The organism is Rhodanobacter sp. FW106-HT46G03 (assembly GCF_058789895.1).
This window is the reverse complement of record NZ_JBYTCC010000001.1, coordinates 1,966,466-1,984,685: the sequence shown is the minus strand read 5'-3', so window position 1 is coordinate 1,984,685 and position 18,220 is coordinate 1,966,466. Positions and strand designations below refer to the sequence as shown.

Sequence of the window (18,220 nt, the reverse complement as noted above, 5' to 3'; positions counted from 1 at the left end):
CAAATGATGCGCGTCAAGGGCAGGGCGGCGATGCACACGCATGCTGACGCGCTGCCGGCACGGGGCCTTCGACGACGCGCGCCGCCGGCGACTTCCCCACTTCGAAGGATCGTCATGTCCGAAACTGCCCAGTTTGCCAAGCCTTCATGGCGCGATGGCATGGAGCTCGAATACGCCGACCTCATCGCACGACTCGAACCCTTGATGCCGTGCCTGGAGATTCCGCTGCACCTGCCGTGGATCGACGCCATCAACCGGCTCAAGAAGGAGCGCGGCGCGGTCATCATGGCGCACAACTACCAGTCGCCGGAGATCTTCCACGGCGTGGCCGACGTGGTCGGCGATTCGCTCGGGCTGGCGCGCGCGGCGGCCGATTGCAAGGAGGACATCATCGTGGTGTGCGGCGTGCACTTCATGGCTGAGAGCGCCAAGATCCTCGCGCCGGAGAAGACCGTGCTGATCCCCGACCTCGAAGCCGGCTGCTCGCTTGCCGCCTCGATCACCGCCGAGGACGTGCGCGAACTGAAGCGGCAACACCCCGGCGTCCCGGTGGTGAGCTATGCCAACACCTCGGCCGCGGTCAAGGCCGAATCCGACGCGATCTGCACCTCGGCCAACGCGGTACAGGTGGTGGAGGCGATGGGCAGCGACACGGTGATTTTTCTGCCGGACGAATACCTCGGCAAACACGTGGCCAAGCAAACCGGGATCAAGATCATCCTGTGGCACGGCCACTGCGAGGTGCACGAGAAGTTCACCGCGCAGCAGGTGCGCCATGTGCGCGAGGCGTTCGGGGTGAAAGTGGTGGCGCATCCGGAGTGCCCGCCGGAAGTGCTGGAGGAGGCCGATTTCGTCGGCTCCACCACCGCGATGGGCAAGTGGCTGGAACGCGAGCAGCCGGAAAAGGTGGCGATGATCACCGAGTGCTCGATGAGCGACAACCTCAAGGTGCAGTTCCCGCATACGCAGTTCATCAAGCCGTGCAACCTGTGCCCGCACATGCAGCGCATCACGTTGCCGAAGATTCACGCCGCACTGTGCGAGATGAAGCACGCGATCGAGATTCCCGCCGACGTGATCGCCGGCGCGCGCCGAGCGCTCGACCGCATGCTGGCGATCGGGAGACGGGAGCCGGCGTGAAACCGATCGTGGTGGTGGGCGCCGGCGTGGCCGGCATGGCGACCGCGCTGGCGGCGGCGCCGGCACGCGTGCTGCTGCTCAGCCGCGACGCGGCCGGCGCCGCCAGTTGGCTCGCGCAGGGCGGCATTGCCGCGGCGATGGATGCGGCCGACAGCGTGGAGTCGCACGTGCGCGACACGCTGGAAGCGGGCGCGCAGCACAACTCGCTGGAAGCCGTGCGCTGGTTGTGCGGCGAGGCGCCGGCCACGGTGCGCTGGCTCGCCACGCAGGGCGTGGCCTTCGACCGCGCCGCTGACGGCACGCTGGCGCTCGGCCGCGAGGGCGGGCACCACGCCGCGCGCATCGTGCATGCCGGCGGCGACGCGACCGGCGCCGTCATCGTGCAGGCCCTGCAGGCGCGCGTGCGCCAGGCCGGCCATGTCGAGTGGCGCGATGGCGTGGACGTCGACGCGCTGCTGGTGCACGACGGCCGCGTTGCCGGCGTGCGCACGCGCGATGGGGCAGGGCGCAGCGAAGAGGTCGAGGCCACGGCGGTGGTGCTGGCCACCGGTGGCATCGGCGCGCTGTGGGCACGCACCAGCAATCCGCCGGGCGCGAACGGCGCCGGGCTGGCGCTGGCGCTCGTGGCCGGCGCGTTTCCGCGCGACCTGGAATTCATGCAGTTCCATCCCACCGCGCTCGACGTCGGCGGCGAGCGCCTGCCGCTCCTGACCGAAGCGCTGCGCGGCGCCGGCGCGCGTCTCGTCGATGGCGACGGCCACGCGCTGATGCGCGGCGTGCACCCGCTCGGCGACCTCGCGCCACGCGACATCGTGGCGCGTCGCGTGTGGGAGGTGCAGCGCGAAGGCGCCGCCACGCTGCTCGATGCGACGGACGTGCAAGGGGATTGGCAGCGGCGTTTCCCCACCGTGCTGGCGGCCTGTCTCGCACACGGTTTCGATCCGCGCACCACGCCGTTGCCGATCACGCCGGCCGCGCATTTTCACATGGGCGGCTTGGCGACCGATCTGGACGGCCGCACGTCGCTCCCCGGCCTGTATGCGGTGGGCGAGGTGGGCTGCAACGGCGTGCACGGGGCCAATCGGCTGGCCAGCAATTCGCTGCTGGAAGCCGTGGCCGGCGGTCGGCGCACCGGTGCCGACCTTGCGCAATCGCCCATCCCGCCCCCGGGCGACGGCGCCTGGCACTGGATCGAGCGCGAGCCGTCGCTGGATGCCGAAGGCGTGCGCACCCTGCGCACCATGCTGTGGAACGTGGCGGGCCCGGTGCGTGAATCCACCGTGCTGCGTGACGCGTGGCGCATCTGCCGCGCAGCAGCGGAAACGAGCTGGCAGATGCGCCTGGCAAAGCGCCTGCTGCGCGCCATGCGCGTGCGCAAGGAGAGCCTCGGCGCGCATTACCGCGAGGATCGCGGCTGCCCGATGTGAGGGTGGTTGCGCCATGCGACTTTCGTCGTGCGACATCCTGTCGTGCGCGCGGCGTTCCATACGCCCGCGTTCCGGTGACGGGTGTCAATCGTGTACCGTGACGCACCATTCACACTTCTTCATCATCTTTCTGCGAGTGCGCCATGTCCCGTCCTTCGTCCTTTACCTACGAACAATTGCTGGCCTGCGGACGCGGCGAATTGTTCGGCGACGGCAACGCGCGTTTGCCGGCACCGCCGATGCTGATGTTCGATCGCGTCACCCACATCTCCACCGAGGGCGGCGCGCACGGCAAGGGCGAGATCAAGGCCGAGCTCGACATCCGCCCCGACCTGTGGTTTTTCGGCTGCCACTTCATCGGTGATCCGGTGATGCCCGGCTGCCTCGGGCTGGATGCGATGTGGCAGCTCTCCGGGTTCTTCCTGCCGTGGCTGGGCGAGCCGGGCCGTGGCCGCGCACTGGGCGTGGGCAAGGTCAAGTTCACCGGGCAGATCATGCCCAAGGCCAAACTGGTGCGGTACCAGATCGACATCCGCCGCGTGATGCGCGGCAAGCTTGCGCTGGTGATCGCCGACGGCACCACGTTCGTCGATGACCGCCCGATCTACGAAGCCAGCGACATGCGCGTGGGGCTGTTCCAGTCCACGGAGAACTTCTGATGCGCCGCGTCGTCGTCACCGGCATGGGCATCGTCTCCTGCCTCGGCAATGCGCTCGACACGGTGTCCACCGCGCTGCGCGACCTGAAAAGCGGCATCGTCGCCAAGCCGGATTACGCCGAGCACGGCCTGCGCAGCCAGGTGGCCGGCGTGCCGCAGGTGGATCTGGATGCCTCGATCGACCGCAAGCTGCGCCGCTTCATGGGCGACGCCGCGGCGTATGCCTACCTTTCGATGCGCGACGCGATTGCCGATGCGGGTTTGGCGGTGGCGCAGGTCAGCAACCCGCGCACCGGCGTCATCGCCGGCTCCGGCGGCGGCTCGGCGCGCTGGCAGATCGAGACCGGCGACCTGCTGCGTGCGAAGGGCGTGCGCAAGGTCGGCCCGTTCATGGTGCCGCGCACGATGTGCTCCACCGTGTCGGCCACGCTGGCGACCGCGTTCGGCATCCTCGGGCTGAGCTATTCGATTTCCGCCGCCTGCGCCACCTCGGCGCACTGCATCGGCGCGGCGGCCGACCTGATCCGCCACGGCGCACAGGACATCGTGTTTGCCGGCGGCGGCGAAGAGGAACACTGGGGCATGACCGCGCAGTTCGACGCGATGGGTGCACTGTCCACCGGCAGCAATCACCAGCCCAAGCAGGCGTCGCGTCCGTACGACGTCAACCGCGACGGCTTCGTCATCGCCGGCGGCGGCGGCATGCTGGTGCTCGAGGACTACGAGCACGCCAAGGCGCGCGGTGCGCACATTCATGCCGAGCTGGTGGGTTACGGCGTTACCTCGGATGGCGAGGACATGGTGGCGCCTTCCGGCGAGGGTGCGGTGCGCTGCATGCAGATGGCGATGGCCAACGTCGCGCACCCGATCGACTACCTCAACACCCACGGCACCGCTACCCCGCTCGGCGACATCGTGGAATTGAACGCGGTGCGCAAGGCGTTCGGCACCGACGTGCCGCCGCTGTCGTCCACCAAGGCGCTCACCGGCCACTCACTCGGCGCCGCCAGCGTGCACGAGGCGATCTACAGCCTGCTCATGATGCGCGACGGCTTCATGGCCGGCTCGGCGCACATCGAGGCGCTCGATGAGCGCGCGCAGGGTTTCCCCGTCCTGCGCGAGAGTCGCGAAGCGAAGCTCGACACCGTCATGTCCAACAGCTTCGGCTTTGGCGGCACCAACGCCACGCTGGTGTTTGCACGGGTCTAGGGACGTGGGCGGCAGGAACCAGGCAGGCCAAAACGGCGCAGCCGCAGCTGCTTGAGTTTCTGCCGCCCACGCTCCGGGTCAGGTCGGCAATTGCGCAAACGCCGGCAGCGTTTCCAGCTGGTGATCCCAGGCCGCGCGGCTGGCGGTAAACAGATGTGCCTGCGGCGATAGCGCAGGCACATCATCCAGGCTGCCTGCCGGCACTGCCAGCAGCCGACCCTGTTGCATGGGCAACGCCGAGCCGCATACCGAGCAGAAACTGCGCGCGTGGCGGGTGCCTGGCAGTCGAAAGCTGGCGATCCGATCCGCGCCAGCCAACCATGCAAGCTGAGCCGTGGTCGAGAACAGGTTGGCCGCATGCGCCGAGCCGGTGTCCTTGCGGCAGTAGTCGCAATGGCAGAGGTAAAAGTAGTCGAAACTGCCGTTGACTTCGTAGCGGACGGTGCCGCACAGGCAGGAACCGCGGTAGCTGGGAATCATGTCGAAACCTCGGTTTGCAGGGCGCCCAGCATGCGCCATGACGACGTTGTCGTGTATGCGGGAACACCACGGCTCCTGAGCGCATCCAATGGACAGTAAGCAGCGGGTGCAAGCCGGTGCCGGAGGATGCAATGGGTCAGCACAAGACAGCCATGGTGCTCAGCGGTGGTGGCAGCCTCGGCGCGGTGCAGGCCGGAATGCTGCTGGCATTGGCGGAGGCCGGCGTCACGGCTGAGCTGATTGTCGGGGCGTCGGTGGGCGCGCTGAATGGCGCGTTCTACGCGGATGACCCGACCCCGGCGGGTACCGCGCGACTGGTCGCGCTGTGGCGCAGCCTGCAACGCCGCGATGTGTTTCCGCTGACGTTGTGGGCCGGGCTCAAGGCGTTGGTATTCAGCCGCGATCATCTGGTGGAGCCCGCCGCACTGCGCGATATCGTGTGCCGCAGCCTGCGCATGCGCCGCATCGAGGAGGCGCCGGTTGCTCTGCACGTGGTGGCGACGGACATCCTGAGCGGCGAAGACGTGCTGCTTTCGCGCGGCGACGTGGCGACCGCGCTCATGGCGAGCACCGCGATCCCGGTCGTGTTTCCGCCGGTGGCGTGGGAAGGGCGCCAGCTGGTCGATGGCGGCGTCAGCAACAACACCCCGATCACCAGTGCGATTGCGCTTGGCGCCGAGCGCATCCTGGTGCTGCCGACCGGCACCAGCTGCGCGCTGACCGAACCGCCGCACAACATGGCGGCGCTCGCGCTGCATGTACTGGGCTTGCAGAACATGCGCCAGCTTGATCGTGACATCGAGCGCCACGCGGCGGCAGCGCGCATCACCGTGGTGCCGCCGTTGTGCCCGCTCGACGTATCCGTTTTCGATTTTTCCCACACCGCGGCATTGATCGAACGAGCGGTAACGCAAACGCGCGCATGGATCGCTTCCGGCGGACTGGCCAGCGCTGGCCCTCTGCATGTGCCGTTGGCACATCGCGACCGGCCATCCGCGGCGGCGGCCGGCCGTTGCGAGCCGGTGAGCTGAGCGTGTTTCCCCTTTTGCTTTCCAACAAGGAGTGCCCTAGATGTTCGGAACGGTTCCCGTGGCGGTGCGCAAGACCAATGCACTGGCCGACACCAGCGTGGCGGAGCGCATCCGCCAGCGTCTCGTTGCCGCCGGCAAGCGTTACTACGCCAACGACAACATTGCCGATTTCATCGAAGACGGCGAGCTTGACGCCCTGCGCGAGGAAGTCGCGGGCAAGATGCAGGCGGTGCTGCAATCGCTGGTGATCGACACCGCCCACGACCACAACACGCGCGAAACGGCGCAGCGGGTGGCCAAGATGTATCTCGACGAAGTGTTCCGCGGCCGCTATCAGTCGGCGCCGACCGCCACCACTTTCCCGAACGTGGCGCACCTGGGCGAGCTGATGGTGGTGGGCCCGATCACCGTGCGCAGCGCCTGCGCGCACCACCTGTGCCCGATCATGGGCAAGGTGTGGGTGGGAGTGTTGCCGAACCCGTCGTCGGAGCTGATCGGCCTGTCGAAATACACGCGCCTGTGCGACTGGGTGATGAGCAGGCCGCAAATCCAGGAAGAGGCCGTGGTGATGCTGGCGGATGAACTCGAACGGCGGGTCAAGCCCGACGGCCTGGCGGTGCTGATGGAGGCCAGCCATTTCTGCGTGCATTGGCGCGGCGTGAAGGACGACGCCTCGTCAATGCGCAACACGGTGATGCGCGGCGCCTTGGTGCACGACGCCGAACTGCGTCGCGAATTCCTGGCGCAGGTCGGCCGGCCGGCAGCGTAAGTATCCATGCGCACTTTACCTTCCCGGACACGGTCGTCATCCAGAGCCAATGACCATGCATGCACGGCGTTGAGCATGGCCGTGGCAACATGCGTGCGCCATGAACAAATCAACAGACACAGCAGACGCCTTGCAGGCCGCGGCCGCGCCGACGCCAGCCAGCGACGAGACGCAGCTTGCGCAGCAGGCGGCGGCGGGCGACGAAACCGCCTTTACCACGATCATGCGGCGCTACAACCGGCGCCTGTTTCGCACCGCGCGCAGCATCCTGCATACCGATGCGGACGCCGAGGATGCCTTGCAGGACGGTTATCTGCAGGCTTGGCGTGCGCTGCCGTCATTTCGCGCAGAAGCCAGCCTTTCGACCTGGATGGTGCGCATCGTGGCCAATGCGGCGCTGGCCCGCTTGCGCAAGGTGCGCGGCACGTCTGTGCCGCTGGACGACGTCATGAACGAGCTTGAAGACCGCTCCGCCGTGACCGACGCCCATGGCAACAGCCCGGAACGCGCCATCGCCGCCGTGCAGCTGCGCGAGCTGCTGGAGTCGCGCATTGACGCCTTGCCGGAAGCGTTTCGCGCGGTGTTCATGCTGCGCGGCGTCGAGGAGATGAGCGTGGAAGAGGTGGCGCGGGCGCTGGATATTCCCGAGGCCACGGTGCGCACGCGCTATTTCCGCGCGCGCAAGCTGATGCGCGAGGCGCTGGGTAGCGTGGTCGACCGCACGCTGCGCGATGCCTTTGCCTTCGACGGCGCGCGGTGCGATCGCATGGTGGTTGGCGTACTGGCCAAAGCCCGGGCGGAAGGTCTGATTGCCGGTGGACATCATCAGGATTGACACCGGGGTCATGTGAAGTGCGATTGACAGCTCCCGACAAAGCGCCCGAGCTGACGCAGACCGACGTGGCCGGCCACGCGGCGAACGTCGGGAGCAATGGGCGCGCACCTTGCTCAGCTTTTTCCGCGATCCGGCGCGTCCGTTCTCGGTGATCGCCGACCACGATTCCGCGCTGTACACGGCCTACGGCGTGCGGCGGTTTTCGTGCTGGGGCAAGCTCAAGGCGAGGCTTACCCGCTTCTGACGTTGATCAGGGGCCTGCGCATCGTCGGGCTGGCCGGCCTCAAAACCTCCCACCTGATGCCGGCTGATTTCCTGATCGATGAGCAAGGTCGGATCGCGGAAACCTGGGATGGCCGCGATGCGGGCGACCGGATCCCGCTGGGACGCGTGGAGTTGTTTGCGGCACGCGGGCTGGTGCGGCGCGTGCACGCCTGGCTGGCTCAGGCGACCGCGGCACGTTGCCGCGGCCTCACGCACCGCCATTTGCCGTTGGTCAAGCGTCGTCGTGGGAGCGTGCCGCATCATTGCGGGGCGTCCCCATGTCGTTTCAAGGCCGCGCCGCAGGACGGACAACCGATCGACGCCATGCACACGGCGGTGGCGGCCTATCCGCATTATTTCACGGCGCCCGGCTGGGGCACGCCGCACACTCATTGACCCGCCATCGACAACCGCTTTCGCGAGGCAATCGGCATGGAGTACATCACTGCGTGGCAATGCATCGGCTGCGGCAAGATCGAGGCGCCGCAGCCGTGTATCGGCGTGTGCCAGGATCGCAAGGTGCAGCTGGTCGGCAAGGCCGACTACGAAGCCGTGCTGGCTGAGCGCGATGCGTTGACGGCGCGCCTGGCACAGGTGCGCAGCAGCCTGCAGCGGTTTGCGCTGGCGAAACCGCATGCAGACCGCTGGCAACAGACCTGGGAAGCCTTGCAGCAGGAATTGCATGGCTTGCTGCAGACGCTGGAAACCGCAGCCGACGCGGCGCCCGTGGTGCCAACGGGCGGCACCGGCGTGGTGTCGCTGATCGCGCATTGACGCCGGCTGGCGGATTCAGGCGCCGGTCGGTGGCGGTATCGGCATCGCATCGTCGCTGGCGACGAGGCGGGCGTGGATGCGTTCCAGGTGTTCGATCAACTCGGTACGCGCGGCGCCGGCATACGGGTTTTCGCGCTGGATCGCCGCAAACAGATGCCCGGCGTCGCCGCGCACTGCCGCCAGCATGTTGGCGAGGCCCAGGAACGAGGGGGGCGCCATCGACAGGTCGTCACCCACGCCCATTTCCACCAGCGCACGGGCGATGAAAAACGCGAGTGCGTGGGTTTTCGCCATCGCGTGATCGTGTTCGGCCGGGTCCTTGTCGATCACGCTGCAGCCGAGTGAAGCAAACAACGCGCGGGTGCGGCTTGCCGTTTCCGGGTGCTGGGCGCTGGCGCAGATCACGGTGCGCCGCGGTTCGTTGCGGGCAATGCTGAGCGGGCCGAACAGGGGATGCGTCCCCACGTGCGGGATGGCCGCGCCGAGGTAGGTGTCCAGCAGCTGGCACGGATGCTGTTTGACGCTGCCCACGTCGATCACCGTGTGCTGCGGCGTCAGCAAGGGACGCAGCTCGCGCAGGGCGGCTTCGAGATGCGGCACCGGCATTGCCAGCACCACCCAGTCGGCGCCGTCCAGGGCCGCAGCCGGCGACCCGCCGGCAAGCGCGGCGGGCACGTCGGCCTGTGCGTCGATTACACGCACGGTGTGGCCGGTTTGGCCGAGCAAGTCGGCAAAGGCACGACCAAAGCGGCCGTAGCCGAACAGGGCAAAAATCATGGAGGGCTCCGCAAACGAGGCAGGTCGACACCGCCATGCGGCAGCGGCCTGCGGAATGGTTGCACCGCAGCGTGCAATGACGCCACTCCGGGCAAGCGCCGTACGGTGTTCAGGACGCGAGCGCGTGCCACGTGCCGCTGGCAATGCTCTGCTTGAGCGCCTGGCTGGCCGGGCCGATGTCGATGTGGTGTTCGACGAGCCAGTCGGGATTGAACAGGGTTTCGGCGTAGCGCTCGCCAGGGTCGCACAAGAGGCTCACGATGCTGCCACGCTGGCCGCTCTTGCGCAGGCCGGCGGCAAGCTGCAGGCACGCCACGAGATTGGTGCCGGAGGAGCCGCCGTAGCGGCGACCCAGCAGAGTCTCAAGCAACCATGCGCCGGCGATGGCGGCGTGGTCGGGCACTTCGATCACGTCGTCCACTACTTCAAAAGTGAAGCCGGGTTCGACCAGCGGGCGGCCGATGCCCTCGATCAGCGTGGGCTGGCGGGCAACGGCATCGTGGCGACGTGTGCGCCAACCTTCGACATAGGCGCTGCCGGTGGGTTCGGCTACGCATAAATGGGTGGCCAGCCGCCGATAGCGCAGATAGCGCCCGATGGTGGTCGAGGTACCCCCGGTGCCGACGCCGCACACGATCCAGGTTGGTACGGGCTGCGGCTCGCGCATCATCTGGGTGATGATGGACTCGGCGATGTTGTTGTTGCCGCGCCAATCGGTGGCCCGCACGGCAAGCCCGAATTGATCGAGGTGGCAGGCGCCTCGGGCAGCGTGTTCGGCGGCGCGCGCGTGCACTTGGCCGGCATCTTCCACCAGGTCGCAGGTGCCGCCCAGCGCCTGCACCGCGTGGATCTTGCGCGGCGCCGTCACCGCTGGCATCACGGCGGTGAAATGCAGTCCGAGCAGGCGCGCAAACCAGGCCTCGGAAATGGCCGTGCTGCCGGAAGAGGCGTCCACCACGGCCTGGCCCTCGTGCAGCCGGCCGTTGCATAGCGCGTACAGGTACAGCGAGCGCGCGAGGCGGTGTTTCAGACTGCCGCTGGGGTGGACGGATTCGTCTTTGAAATAGAAGTCGATGCCGTCAAAGCCGGGAAAGTTGAGCTTGAGCAGGTGCGTGTCGGCCGAGCGCGCGGCCTCTTGCGAGAGTTTTTCCAGCGCGGCGAGTTCCCAGCCGCGTTCCGCAGCCTGCGGTGCGCCGATGATCGGGGTGGCAGTTGACATGGGGTAGCTCCGATGTGGGGCGGCGGCAAGGCGTCGCCTGCAACCGGCGTGAAAGTGGCTCATAGCTTATGCCCATCCACCAGGCTGCCCGCTTGCCACAAGTCAGCCGGGTCGCTGCGCCTCAGTCCGCGGAACCGGCGCAAATTGTCGCAGTGCAGAACGGCCGCCGTTGCCGCATTCACGCGCGACAAACGGCGCGCTGGATTTGATGCGCTTATCCGTGGTGAAGTGACGTCCGCCTTTGACCACTGCATCGACCGCACACGCATGAGCAGCCAGGATGCGACCAGCAATGGGGCGTTTCGCGAACGCTTCTACCGCAGCGTCGCGGAGACTCTCGCGTTGCTGCATGCCACCCCGGATCGCGATCGCCGTCAGGCCATTCATGCGGTCGCCGGCATTCTTGCTGCCACGATGGATTTGCCACTGGTGTGGGTGGGGCGCCGCGAGCCGGGCCGGTATAGTGTTGAGGTACTGGCCGCCGCCGGCCCGGATGCGGCCTACACCGAAGGGCTGCGCTTGAGCGCCGACCCGCAGGAGATTGGCGGCAGTGGTCCGGTCGGCATGGTGTTGCGCGAGGCGCATGCACTCACGATGGCGGTGGACACGCCGGCGTTTGCGCCCTGGCGTGACGCGGCACAACAACACGACTTCGGGGCCATCATCGTGGCGGCAGCGGCCACCCACGACGACGGGCAGCTGGTGCTCAGCGCCTACGCTCGCACGGATGGGCCGCCATTCGGCGCGGACGTGCTCGACTGGGCCCAGCGCCTCGCCGACGAGCTGGCACGGTTCTGGGATCACCAGCAATTGCTTGAACGCAGCCTGCGCCTCAGTCGCTACCGCACGGCGCAACGCGCGATCCAGCAATCGCTGCTGGAGCAGCCTGGCCCCGATGCGGTGTACGCCAAGCTCGCGCATGCGCTGGTCGACATCGCGGGGGCATTGGCGGTTGACGTACTTGTCGCCGTGCCGGGCGCGTCCATGCTGCACCGCGTCGCCCTGGCGGGCGCCATCAGCGATGTGGTGCGCCAGCTGCCGACCCCGCCGTGTCGCGTCGACGACGAGGCCCAAGCGGTGGTGCCGACGTTGGCGTTCATGCAGGCGCGCCCGGTGGTGCGCCGACACCCCGACCGGGTTGGTCATGACGGCCGCACTTTTCACACCTTGCTGCACGATCACGCCGGAGCGGTTGGTTGTTGGCCGTTGTTCGCGCGGCCACGCGACACCGCGGTGGCGCACGCGGTGCCCAGTGGTGTGTTCGTGGTCATGGCCAACGAGGCGGATGCCTTCGACGACGAATTGTGCCGCCTGCTCGATGAAGTGGCCGATGCCACCAGCCTGGCGCTGCATCAGCACGCACAGCGCGCCGCACTCAGCCGTGAGAAGGATCGCCAGACTTACCTGGCGTTGCACGACGACCTCACCGGGCTGCCCAACCGGCGCGCACTGGAACTGCATCTCGAACAGGTCTTGCGGCGGGCCGACGCGCGCGGGCGTCAGGTGGCCGTGGGTTTGCTCGATCTGGATGACCTCAAACCCATCAATGATCGCCACGGGCATGCAGCCGGTGACCGGCTGCTGGTGGAGATGGCACGCCGCTTCCGGCACGGTCTGCGCAACGACGATTACCTCGCGCGCCTGGGCGGCGACGAGTTCGTGCTGGTATTCGAGGATCTGGAAACCGGGCAGGAGGTCGATGGCCTGCTGGAACGCGTCGACGAAGCGCTGCGCCAACCACTGACCATCGACGAGACGACGGTGTCGATGGGGGCCAGCCTCGGGGTGGCGTTGTATGCCTGCGGCAGTGGGCTGACCGGCGAACAGTTGGTGCGCCGGGCGGATCAGGCGATGTATCGGGTGAAAAGCCGCAAACGCCAGCGCTCGCGCTGGTGGGCGCTGGTGGCGGTCGACGGCTCGGCGGACAAATCCGGCGAGCTCACGTTGAGTTCGCCGTATGGCGAGGCGGCAGCGGCAGCGCTGGCCGAATACGCCGAGGAGTGGGCACTGCGTCTGCCGGCACTGGTCGATGGATTCAGCGAACAGTTGCGGGCACACGCGGGGATCGCGGCACTGCTCGCGCTATTGCCGACGTCGGATTTCGCGCAGCTCCGGTCACGCTTGATCCTGCATTTGCGCCTGCTTTTGCGACCAGCGTTGACCGACGCCGTGCATCGCGCCCGCGCCTATCGTGCCGGGGTGCTGTATGCCGCCTGCGGGTTGGAAGAGGTCTGGTTGCTGGAAGTGATCGAGGAGTTGCGGGTGGCGCTTGCCACCACGCTTGGTGGCACCGGCCGCCTCAGCCGGCGCGCGCTGATGGTGGTCCTGCAGCGCCTCGGCATGGAGCGCCAGTGGCAGCTGGAGAGCATGCGCGAGCTGCAGCGCAAACGGGTGGCGGTACTGGCGCAGTTGAACGCGCTGGCATGGTCGGCGGAAAGCTGTCTCGCCCTGATCCAGGGCGCGACCGATATTCTCGCGGCGCACGCGGAGGTGGTCGCCTGCTCGGTGGGGCGCCCCGATCGCGATGGCGACCTGACCTACGAGGCAGCGGCGGGCGGGGCGTTCACGCGCTACCTGCGTGCGTTGGCGGCCGGCAGCGTGGCGTCGATCGGCGTGCGCGCGGAGGATCCGGAGGGGCAGGGCCCCAGCGGGCGGGCGTGGCGCACCGGCACCATCGAACGCTGTGGCCATTACGGCAGCGATCCGGTAATGGCTCTGTGGAGCAAGGCAGTATTGGAGCTCGGCGTGATCTCCAGCGTCTCGGTGCCGCTGTGCCCTGCACGCCATCGACCGGCGGTGGTGCTGGCGTTGTTCAGCCCGTATCTGGGCGGCTTTCGCGGCGAAGACCAGCAGGCCTTCATCGAACAGATCCGCACCGTGCTGGAACTCGCCCTGGTACGCCTCGCGCCGCCGCGGCCGGGCTTTGAACTGCTGCCCTTCATCGTGCGTGAACGCTGGCGCGCCAGCATCGCCACCGCAGCGCTGGAGATGTACTACCAACCATTGGTACATCTGGCAGACGGTCGTGCCAGCGAAATCGAGGCGCTCGCGCGCTTGCACGATATCGACGGCACTGTGCTGTCGCCCGGGCGTTTTCTCGCGGCACTGGATGGCGACGATTTGCTGGCGCTGTTTTGCCAGGGGCTGGCGCAGGCCATCGCTTGCCAGCGTCGCCTCGCGGATCAGGGCCATGTGCTCGACGTGGCGGTCAACGTACCAGCGACGGCATTGCACGACGCGCGTTACGTGGACACGGTGTCCGCGGCGATCCACGCCGGTCGCTGTGATCCGGCCACCTTGTTGCTGGAGATCCTCGAATCGCCAACGGAAGGCGGACATCCCGATTGGCCCGACGCCAGCGGCGTGCAAACGCTGCGTGCGCTTGGCGTGCGCCTGGTCGAGGACGACCTCGGCGCCGGTTACAGCTCGCTGATCCGTTTGCGGCAGTGGCCGTTCGACTGCATCAAGGTGGATCAGGCCATCGTTGGCCAGGCCCACACCGATCCGCGCGGCACGCTGCGCTTCGTGCGCCAGTTGATCCGCATCGGCCACGACCTGCGGCTCGAGGTGGTGGTGGAGGGCCTGGAAACTCCCGCCCTGGTTGAAGCCGCGCGCATTCTCGGCGCGGATTTTGGCCAGGGGTACGCGTTGGCGTCACCCATGCCGGTGGGGCAGTTGGCCGATTGGCTGGCGCGCCGCTCCACACCGACGGTGGTCGGCACGCCGCACACCGGCCTTGGCGCCTTGGCGGCGGAGCTGCGTTGGGAGGAGCAATTTCTCGCACTGCCGGAGGAACCGGCATACTGGAAACGGCATGCCGAGGCTGCTTGCGGCCCCGGGGCCTACCTGCACGAGCTGGCTGGCGGCGGCGCGTTGCATACGACGCATGAGGCGATGCACCGCGCAGCTGAGAACGGCCCGGCGGACGCGCGCTATCGCGAAGCGCACGAGGCATTTCTGGCATTGCTGGTGCAACACGTGTTGACGCAAAAGTAGCAAGCGCCGATTGGCTTCGACAGCGTGGCGGGCGTTTGCTGCGCGCGGGGCCGAGCCGCCGAATGCAACTGGTAATGCATCGGAGGCGACGGTGATCAGCGCATGGGACGCCGACGCGCCGGAGCCGGCGCCATGAAAAACGCCCCGATCTCGCGACCGGGGCGTTGCATTCCAGCGGCGGTTTTTTTACTTGACCGTCAGCGTGCCGTGCATCAGCGTCGCGTGGCCGGGGAATGAGCAGAAGTAGACGTAATCCTGGCCCGCCTTGAGCTTGCTGACGTTGACCGTGGTGGTGGCCGACTCGCCGCCGCCGATCAGCTTGGTGGAAGCGATGACCTTGGGGTCGTTGGCTTTTTCGTAGCCCTTGGCGGCACCGGCGGCGGCATCGGCAGCCAGCACGGCCTTTTCGTCGGCCGCGGTCGTCAGCACCCAGTCGTGGCCCATCGAGGCCACCGGCAGCTTGCCGGTGTGCTTCAGTGTGACCTTGAAGGTCTTGCAGGCTTTCGGCACGGTGATCGAGTGGACGTTGAACTGCATCGCATCGTTGGCCTCGACCGTGGTCGCGCAATCGGCGGCCATCAGCGGAGAGGAAGCCAGACCAAGCAGGGCGAGGACAATCAGTTTGCGCATCGGTGTCACTCCTTCGATAGAAGCATCGGATTCAATTTTGGGAGCGTACGGCGATTGCGCCCTGACTTGTATCAGTACCGCCTGCGGCGAATCGCCCCACCTGCAATTTCATGCAGCGACGGGTGCGGAACCTGTCGCAACCTCCTGCACCTGCCGGGCAGGACAAACCAGTGTCCAGGCGATCTCCTCGCCGGCGCGCAGCGGCACGCACTGCGCGCCGCCGAACGGGATCACCGCCGGCACCCGCCACGCCCGGCGTTCAAGCACGACCGTGTCGGTGTTGCGCGGCACACCGTAGAATTCCGCGCCGTGGAAGCTCGCAAAGGCTTCCAGTTGATCGAGCCGATCCATTTCGTCGAACGCCTCGGCATACAGCTCGATGGCGGCATGGGCGGTGTAGATGCCGGCGCAACCGCACGCGCTTTCCTTGGCGCCGCGTGCGTGTGGCGCACTGTCAGTGCCGAGGAAGTAATGCGGGTTGCCGCTGGTGGCCGCCTCGAGCAAGGCGCGCCGATGGGTTTCGCGCTTGAGCACCGGCAGGCAGTAGTGGTGCGGATTGAGGCCACCGGCAAAGATCGCATTGCGGTTCATCAGCAGATGGTGCGCGGTGATGGTGGCGCCGACGTGCGCCGGCTGGGCGTCGATGAACTGCACGGCGGCGCTCGTGGTGATGTGTTCCAGCACCATGCGCAGGCGCGGAAAGCGCTGGCGCAGCGGGATCAGTTCGCGGTCGATGAACGCCGCCTCGCGGTCGAAGATGTCGACCGCGGGATCGGTCACCTCGCCGTGCATCAGGAGCGGCAGGCCGCACTCTTCCATGGCTTCCAGCACGCCGTGCACGTGTTTCAAGTCACGCACACCCGATTGCGAGTTGGTGGTGGCGCCGGCCGGGTAGTACTTCACTGCGTGCACGATGCCGCTGGCCTTGGCCTTGGCGATTTCCGCCGGGTCGGTGGCCTCGGTGAGGTAGAGCGTCATCAGCGGCTGGAACGTGCTGCCGGCGGGCAAGGCGGCCAGCACGCGCTCGCGGTAGGCCTGTGCCCGGGCCACCGTGGTGACCGGCGGCTTGAGGTTCGGCATGACGATGGCGCGGGCGAAGCGCTGCGCACTGTCGGCCACCACCGAAGCCAGCGCCGGGCCGTCGCGCAGATGCAGGTGCCAGTCGTCCGGGCGGATGATCTCGAGACGCGTGATGGGCATGGCACGGTTCCTTGACGCGGGAAGGTCATGGTATCGGATGATCCTGTGCATCGCCTCGGTGCTGGCGCTGGCGCGGCAACGTGAGGAAGATGGGGTACGGTTTCCGGCATGGGGTGCGGCATGCGAACAAGTGCGTGGTTGGCGCTGGCGGTACTGTGGGGTTGCGGTGTGGCGGCAGTGGCAGCGGAGGCACCGCCCGAGGTGACGGTGGCGACGGGTGCCCTGGCGGGCACCCACGAGGCGCCGCTCGGGCTCGACGAGTTCAAGGGCATCCCGTACGCGGCGCCGCCGGTCGGCGCGCTGCGCTGGAAGCCGCCGCAGCCGGCGGCCGCGTGGCACGGGGTGCGCGAAGCACAGCGGTTCGGCGCTCGTTGCATGCAGCGTCCGCTGTACAGCGACATGGTGTTTCGCGCCAGCGGCATGAGCGAGGATTGCCTGTATCTCAATGTGTGGACGCCGGCCGCGCGCCACACGCACAAGCTGCCGGTGCTGGTGTATTTCTACGGCGGCAGTTTCCTCGCCGGCGACGGCTCGGAGCCGCGCTACGATGGCGCGAGCCTCGCGCAGCGTGGCATCGTCACGGTGACGGTGAATTACCGGCTCGATGTATTCGGCTTTCTGGCCTTGCCGGCGCTGGTTGCCGAGTCGCCACAGCACGCGGCCGGCAACTACGGTCTGCTCGACCAGGTGGCCGCACTGCGCTGGGTCCGGCGCAACATCGCGGCGTTCGGCGGTGACCCGGGCCGGGTCACGATCGGCGGTGAATCCGCCGGTTCCATGGCCGTCTCCGCACTGATGGCTTCGCCGTTGTCGAAGGCGTTGATGCACGGCGCGATCGGCGAAAGCGGCGCCGTGCTCGGCAACCTCAAACCGCCGACACTGGCGCTGGGCGAGCGGCAGGGCGAGGCCTATTTGAAGCGGTTGGGTGTCAACTCGCTGGCGGCGTTGCGCAAGCTCGATGCCAAGACGCTGTTGGCTGCCGTCGGCGCACCGGGCGAACCGGATTTTGGCCCCGTGATCGACGGCGATTTCCTGCCGCGCTCGCCAGAAGCGATCTACGCGGCGGGTGAGCAGGCGCACATTCCGTTGCTGGTCGGCTCCAATTCCATGGAAGGCAGCGACGCCGACCTGCTCGGCAAGGCGTCGCCCACGCCGGCCAACTATCGCGCCGCGGTGGAAAAGCGGTTCGGCGCCCACGCCGCCGAAGCCTTGCGGCTGTATCCCGGCACCACCGACGCCGAGGCCGTGGCTTCCGGCACGGCATTGGCGAGCGACCAGTTCATCGCGTTCGCCACCTGGCGCTGGATGGACCAGCAATATCGCAGCGGCGTGCCGGTGTACTACTACCGGTTCGACCGCGCGCGCCCCGCGCGCCGCGATGGCACGGCACCTGCGCAGGCCGGCGCCGTGCACAGCGCCGAAATCGAGTACGCCTTGGGCAACCTCGACAGCAACCACGTCTACGCGTGGGCGGACGCCGATCATCGGGTGTCGCGCATCATGTCCGGTTACTTTGCGCAGTTCATCAAGACCGGCAGCCCGAACGGTGCCGGCCTGCCGCACTGGCCCGCCGTGACGGCCAAGGACGGCGGACTCACGCGGCAATGGATCGGCGTGGATACGCACAGCGTGGTCGACCGCAACGCACCGCGCTACGAATTCCTCGAACGGGTGGAGCCCGACGCGCATTTGTAGGTTGGACTTCAATCCGACATGCCTTTTGCGGGATACGGTCGTGTCGAAGTCCGACCTACGGAAACTCCCACGTGGGTCGGGATTCATCCCGAAAGGCTTTTAGCGACAGTGCGGTG

Annotated in this window: 16 protein-coding genes; 11 read left to right on the top strand and 5 right to left on the bottom strand. The window is 67.6% G+C overall.

Annotated features, from left to right (window positions below):
- The first annotated feature begins 114 nt into the window (after positions 1-114).
- From nadA to fabB, 4 genes are all read left to right on the top strand, one after another.
- Positions 115-1,140, top strand: a complete 1,026-nt coding sequence (nadA, locus tag AC3WP6_RS08505; RefSeq protein WP_492627289.1) for a quinolinate synthase NadA — start codon at positions 115-117, stop codon at positions 1,138-1,140.
- Positions 1,137-2,567: an L-aspartate oxidase gene (locus AC3WP6_RS08500; RefSeq protein WP_492627288.1), complete on the top strand. Its 1,431-nt coding sequence runs from the start codon at positions 1,137-1,139 to the stop codon at positions 2,565-2,567. The genes nadA and AC3WP6_RS08500 overlap by 4 nt, the downstream gene beginning before the upstream one ends.
- Before the next feature lie 143 nt (positions 2,568-2,710).
- Entirely contained in the window at positions 2,711-3,226 is a 516-nt protein-coding gene (gene fabA / locus AC3WP6_RS08495) for a 3-hydroxyacyl-[acyl-carrier-protein] dehydratase FabA (RefSeq protein ID WP_492627287.1), read from the top strand.
- Complete coding sequence (gene fabB, locus AC3WP6_RS08490; RefSeq protein WP_492627286.1) at positions 3,226-4,434, top strand: beta-ketoacyl-ACP synthase I; 1,209 nt, start codon at positions 3,226-3,228, stop codon at positions 4,432-4,434. Before fabA ends, fabB begins: the two co-directional genes overlap by 1 nt.
- Positions 4,435-4,512: 78 nt before the next feature.
- On the opposite strand, the gene AC3WP6_RS08485 is transcribed toward fabB, so the two are convergent.
- Positions 4,513-4,914 carry a GFA family protein gene (locus tag AC3WP6_RS08485; RefSeq protein ID WP_492627285.1) on the bottom strand — a complete coding sequence of 134 codons (402 nt, stop codon included), beginning with the start codon at positions 4,912-4,914 and terminating at the stop codon, positions 4,513-4,515.
- Between the two features lie 131 nt (positions 4,915-5,045).
- Between AC3WP6_RS08485 and AC3WP6_RS08480 the strand changes: the two genes are divergently transcribed.
- From AC3WP6_RS08480 to AC3WP6_RS08460, 5 genes are all read left to right on the top strand, one after another.
- On the top strand, positions 5,046-5,945 hold the full coding sequence (locus tag AC3WP6_RS08480) for a patatin-like phospholipase family protein (RefSeq protein WP_492627284.1): 900 nt from the start codon (positions 5,046-5,048) through the stop codon (positions 5,943-5,945).
- 40 nt (positions 5,946-5,985) lie between these two features.
- Positions 5,986-6,714: a GTP cyclohydrolase I gene (gene folE / locus AC3WP6_RS08475; protein WP_492627283.1), complete on the top strand. Its 729-nt coding sequence runs from the start codon at positions 5,986-5,988 to the stop codon at positions 6,712-6,714.
- A 100-nt stretch (positions 6,715-6,814) separates the two neighbouring features.
- Entirely contained in the window at positions 6,815-7,549 is a 735-nt protein-coding gene (locus AC3WP6_RS08470; protein WP_492627282.1) for an RNA polymerase sigma factor, read from the top strand.
- A gap of 96 nt (positions 7,550-7,645) precedes the next feature.
- The gene (locus AC3WP6_RS08465; protein WP_492627281.1) at positions 7,646-8,209 is read left to right on the top strand and encodes a hypothetical protein; all 564 of its coding nucleotides are present in this window, start codon (positions 7,646-7,648) and stop codon (positions 8,207-8,209) included.
- Positions 8,210-8,245: 36 nt separating this feature from the next.
- Positions 8,246-8,587, top strand: coding sequence for a hypothetical protein (locus AC3WP6_RS08460; RefSeq protein WP_492627280.1), 342 nt, complete (start codon positions 8,246-8,248; stop codon positions 8,585-8,587).
- A 15-nt stretch (positions 8,588-8,602) separates the two neighbouring features.
- Here the strand turns inward: AC3WP6_RS08460 and AC3WP6_RS08455 are convergent, their stop codons facing one another.
- Together AC3WP6_RS08455 and AC3WP6_RS08450 are read right to left on the bottom strand one after the other, a co-directional pair.
- A complete protein-coding gene (locus AC3WP6_RS08455; protein WP_492627279.1) occupies positions 8,603-9,364 on the bottom strand; it encodes a prephenate dehydrogenase/arogenate dehydrogenase family protein in 762 nt (253 codons plus the stop codon).
- Positions 9,365-9,473: 109 nt separating this feature from the next.
- Entirely contained in the window at positions 9,474-10,583 is a 1,110-nt protein-coding gene (locus tag AC3WP6_RS08450; protein ID WP_492627278.1) for a PLP-dependent cysteine synthase family protein, read from the bottom strand.
- Between the two features lie 267 nt (positions 10,584-10,850).
- Between AC3WP6_RS08450 and AC3WP6_RS08445 the strand changes: the two genes are divergently transcribed.
- Positions 10,851-14,579, top strand: coding sequence for an EAL domain-containing protein (locus AC3WP6_RS08445; RefSeq protein WP_492627277.1), 3,729 nt, complete (start codon positions 10,851-10,853; stop codon positions 14,577-14,579).
- A gap of 186 nt (positions 14,580-14,765) precedes the next feature.
- On the opposite strand, the gene azu is transcribed toward AC3WP6_RS08445, so the two are convergent.
- Complete coding sequence (gene azu, locus AC3WP6_RS08440; protein ID WP_492627276.1) at positions 14,766-15,209, bottom strand: azurin; 444 nt, start codon at positions 15,207-15,209, stop codon at positions 14,766-14,768.
- 108 nt (positions 15,210-15,317) lie between these two features.
- On the bottom strand, positions 15,318-16,409 hold the full coding sequence (gene pyrC / locus AC3WP6_RS08435) for a dihydroorotase (RefSeq protein WP_492627275.1): 1,092 nt from the start codon (positions 16,407-16,409) through the stop codon (positions 15,318-15,320).
- 120 nt (positions 16,410-16,529) lie between these two features.
- Here pyrC and AC3WP6_RS08430 point away from each other — a divergent pair, with 120 nt between their 5' ends.
- The gene (locus tag AC3WP6_RS08430) at positions 16,530-18,104 is read left to right on the top strand and encodes a carboxylesterase/lipase family protein (RefSeq protein WP_492627274.1); all 1,575 of its coding nucleotides are present in this window, start codon (positions 16,530-16,532) and stop codon (positions 18,102-18,104) included.
- Positions 18,105-18,220 lie beyond the last annotated feature (116 nt).

What these genes read in the sequence shown, in the direction of transcription:
- nadA (WP_492627289.1), top strand. Translation starts at nt 115, where the DNA reads ATGTCCGAAACTGCCCAGTTTGCCAAGCCTTCATGGCGCGATGGCATG.
- fabA (WP_492627287.1), top strand. Translation starts at nt 2,711, where the DNA reads ATGTCCCGTCCTTCGTCCTTTACCTACGAACAATTGCTGGCCTGCGGA.
- fabB (WP_492627286.1), top strand. Translation starts at nt 3,226, where the DNA reads ATGCGCCGCGTCGTCGTCACCGGCATGGGCATCGTCTCCTGCCTCGGC.
- AC3WP6_RS08485 (WP_492627285.1), bottom strand. Translation starts at nt 4,914, where the DNA reads ATGATTCCCAGCTACCGCGGTTCCTGCCTGTGCGGCACCGTCCGCTAC.
- AC3WP6_RS08480 (WP_492627284.1), top strand. Translation starts at nt 5,046, where the DNA reads ATGGGTCAGCACAAGACAGCCATGGTGCTCAGCGGTGGTGGCAGCCTC.
- folE (WP_492627283.1), top strand. Translation starts at nt 5,986, where the DNA reads ATGTTCGGAACGGTTCCCGTGGCGGTGCGCAAGACCAATGCACTGGCC.
- AC3WP6_RS08470 (WP_492627282.1), top strand. Translation starts at nt 6,815, where the DNA reads ATGAACAAATCAACAGACACAGCAGACGCCTTGCAGGCCGCGGCCGCG.
- AC3WP6_RS08465 (WP_492627281.1), top strand. Translation starts at nt 7,646, where the DNA reads ATGGGCGCGCACCTTGCTCAGCTTTTTCCGCGATCCGGCGCGTCCGTT.
- AC3WP6_RS08460 (WP_492627280.1), top strand. Translation starts at nt 8,246, where the DNA reads ATGGAGTACATCACTGCGTGGCAATGCATCGGCTGCGGCAAGATCGAG.
- AC3WP6_RS08455 (WP_492627279.1), bottom strand. Translation starts at nt 9,364, where the DNA reads ATGATTTTTGCCCTGTTCGGCTACGGCCGCTTTGGTCGTGCCTTTGCC.
- AC3WP6_RS08450 (WP_492627278.1), bottom strand. Translation starts at nt 10,583, where the DNA reads ATGTCAACTGCCACCCCGATCATCGGCGCACCGCAGGCTGCGGAACGC.
- AC3WP6_RS08445 (WP_492627277.1), top strand. Translation starts at nt 10,851, where the DNA reads ATGAGCAGCCAGGATGCGACCAGCAATGGGGCGTTTCGCGAACGCTTC.
- azu (WP_492627276.1), bottom strand. Translation starts at nt 15,209, where the DNA reads ATGCGCAAACTGATTGTCCTCGCCCTGCTTGGTCTGGCTTCCTCTCCG.
- pyrC (WP_492627275.1), bottom strand. Translation starts at nt 16,409, where the DNA reads ATGCCCATCACGCGTCTCGAGATCATCCGCCCGGACGACTGGCACCTG.
- AC3WP6_RS08430 (WP_492627274.1), top strand. Translation starts at nt 16,530, where the DNA reads ATGCGAACAAGTGCGTGGTTGGCGCTGGCGGTACTGTGGGGTTGCGGT.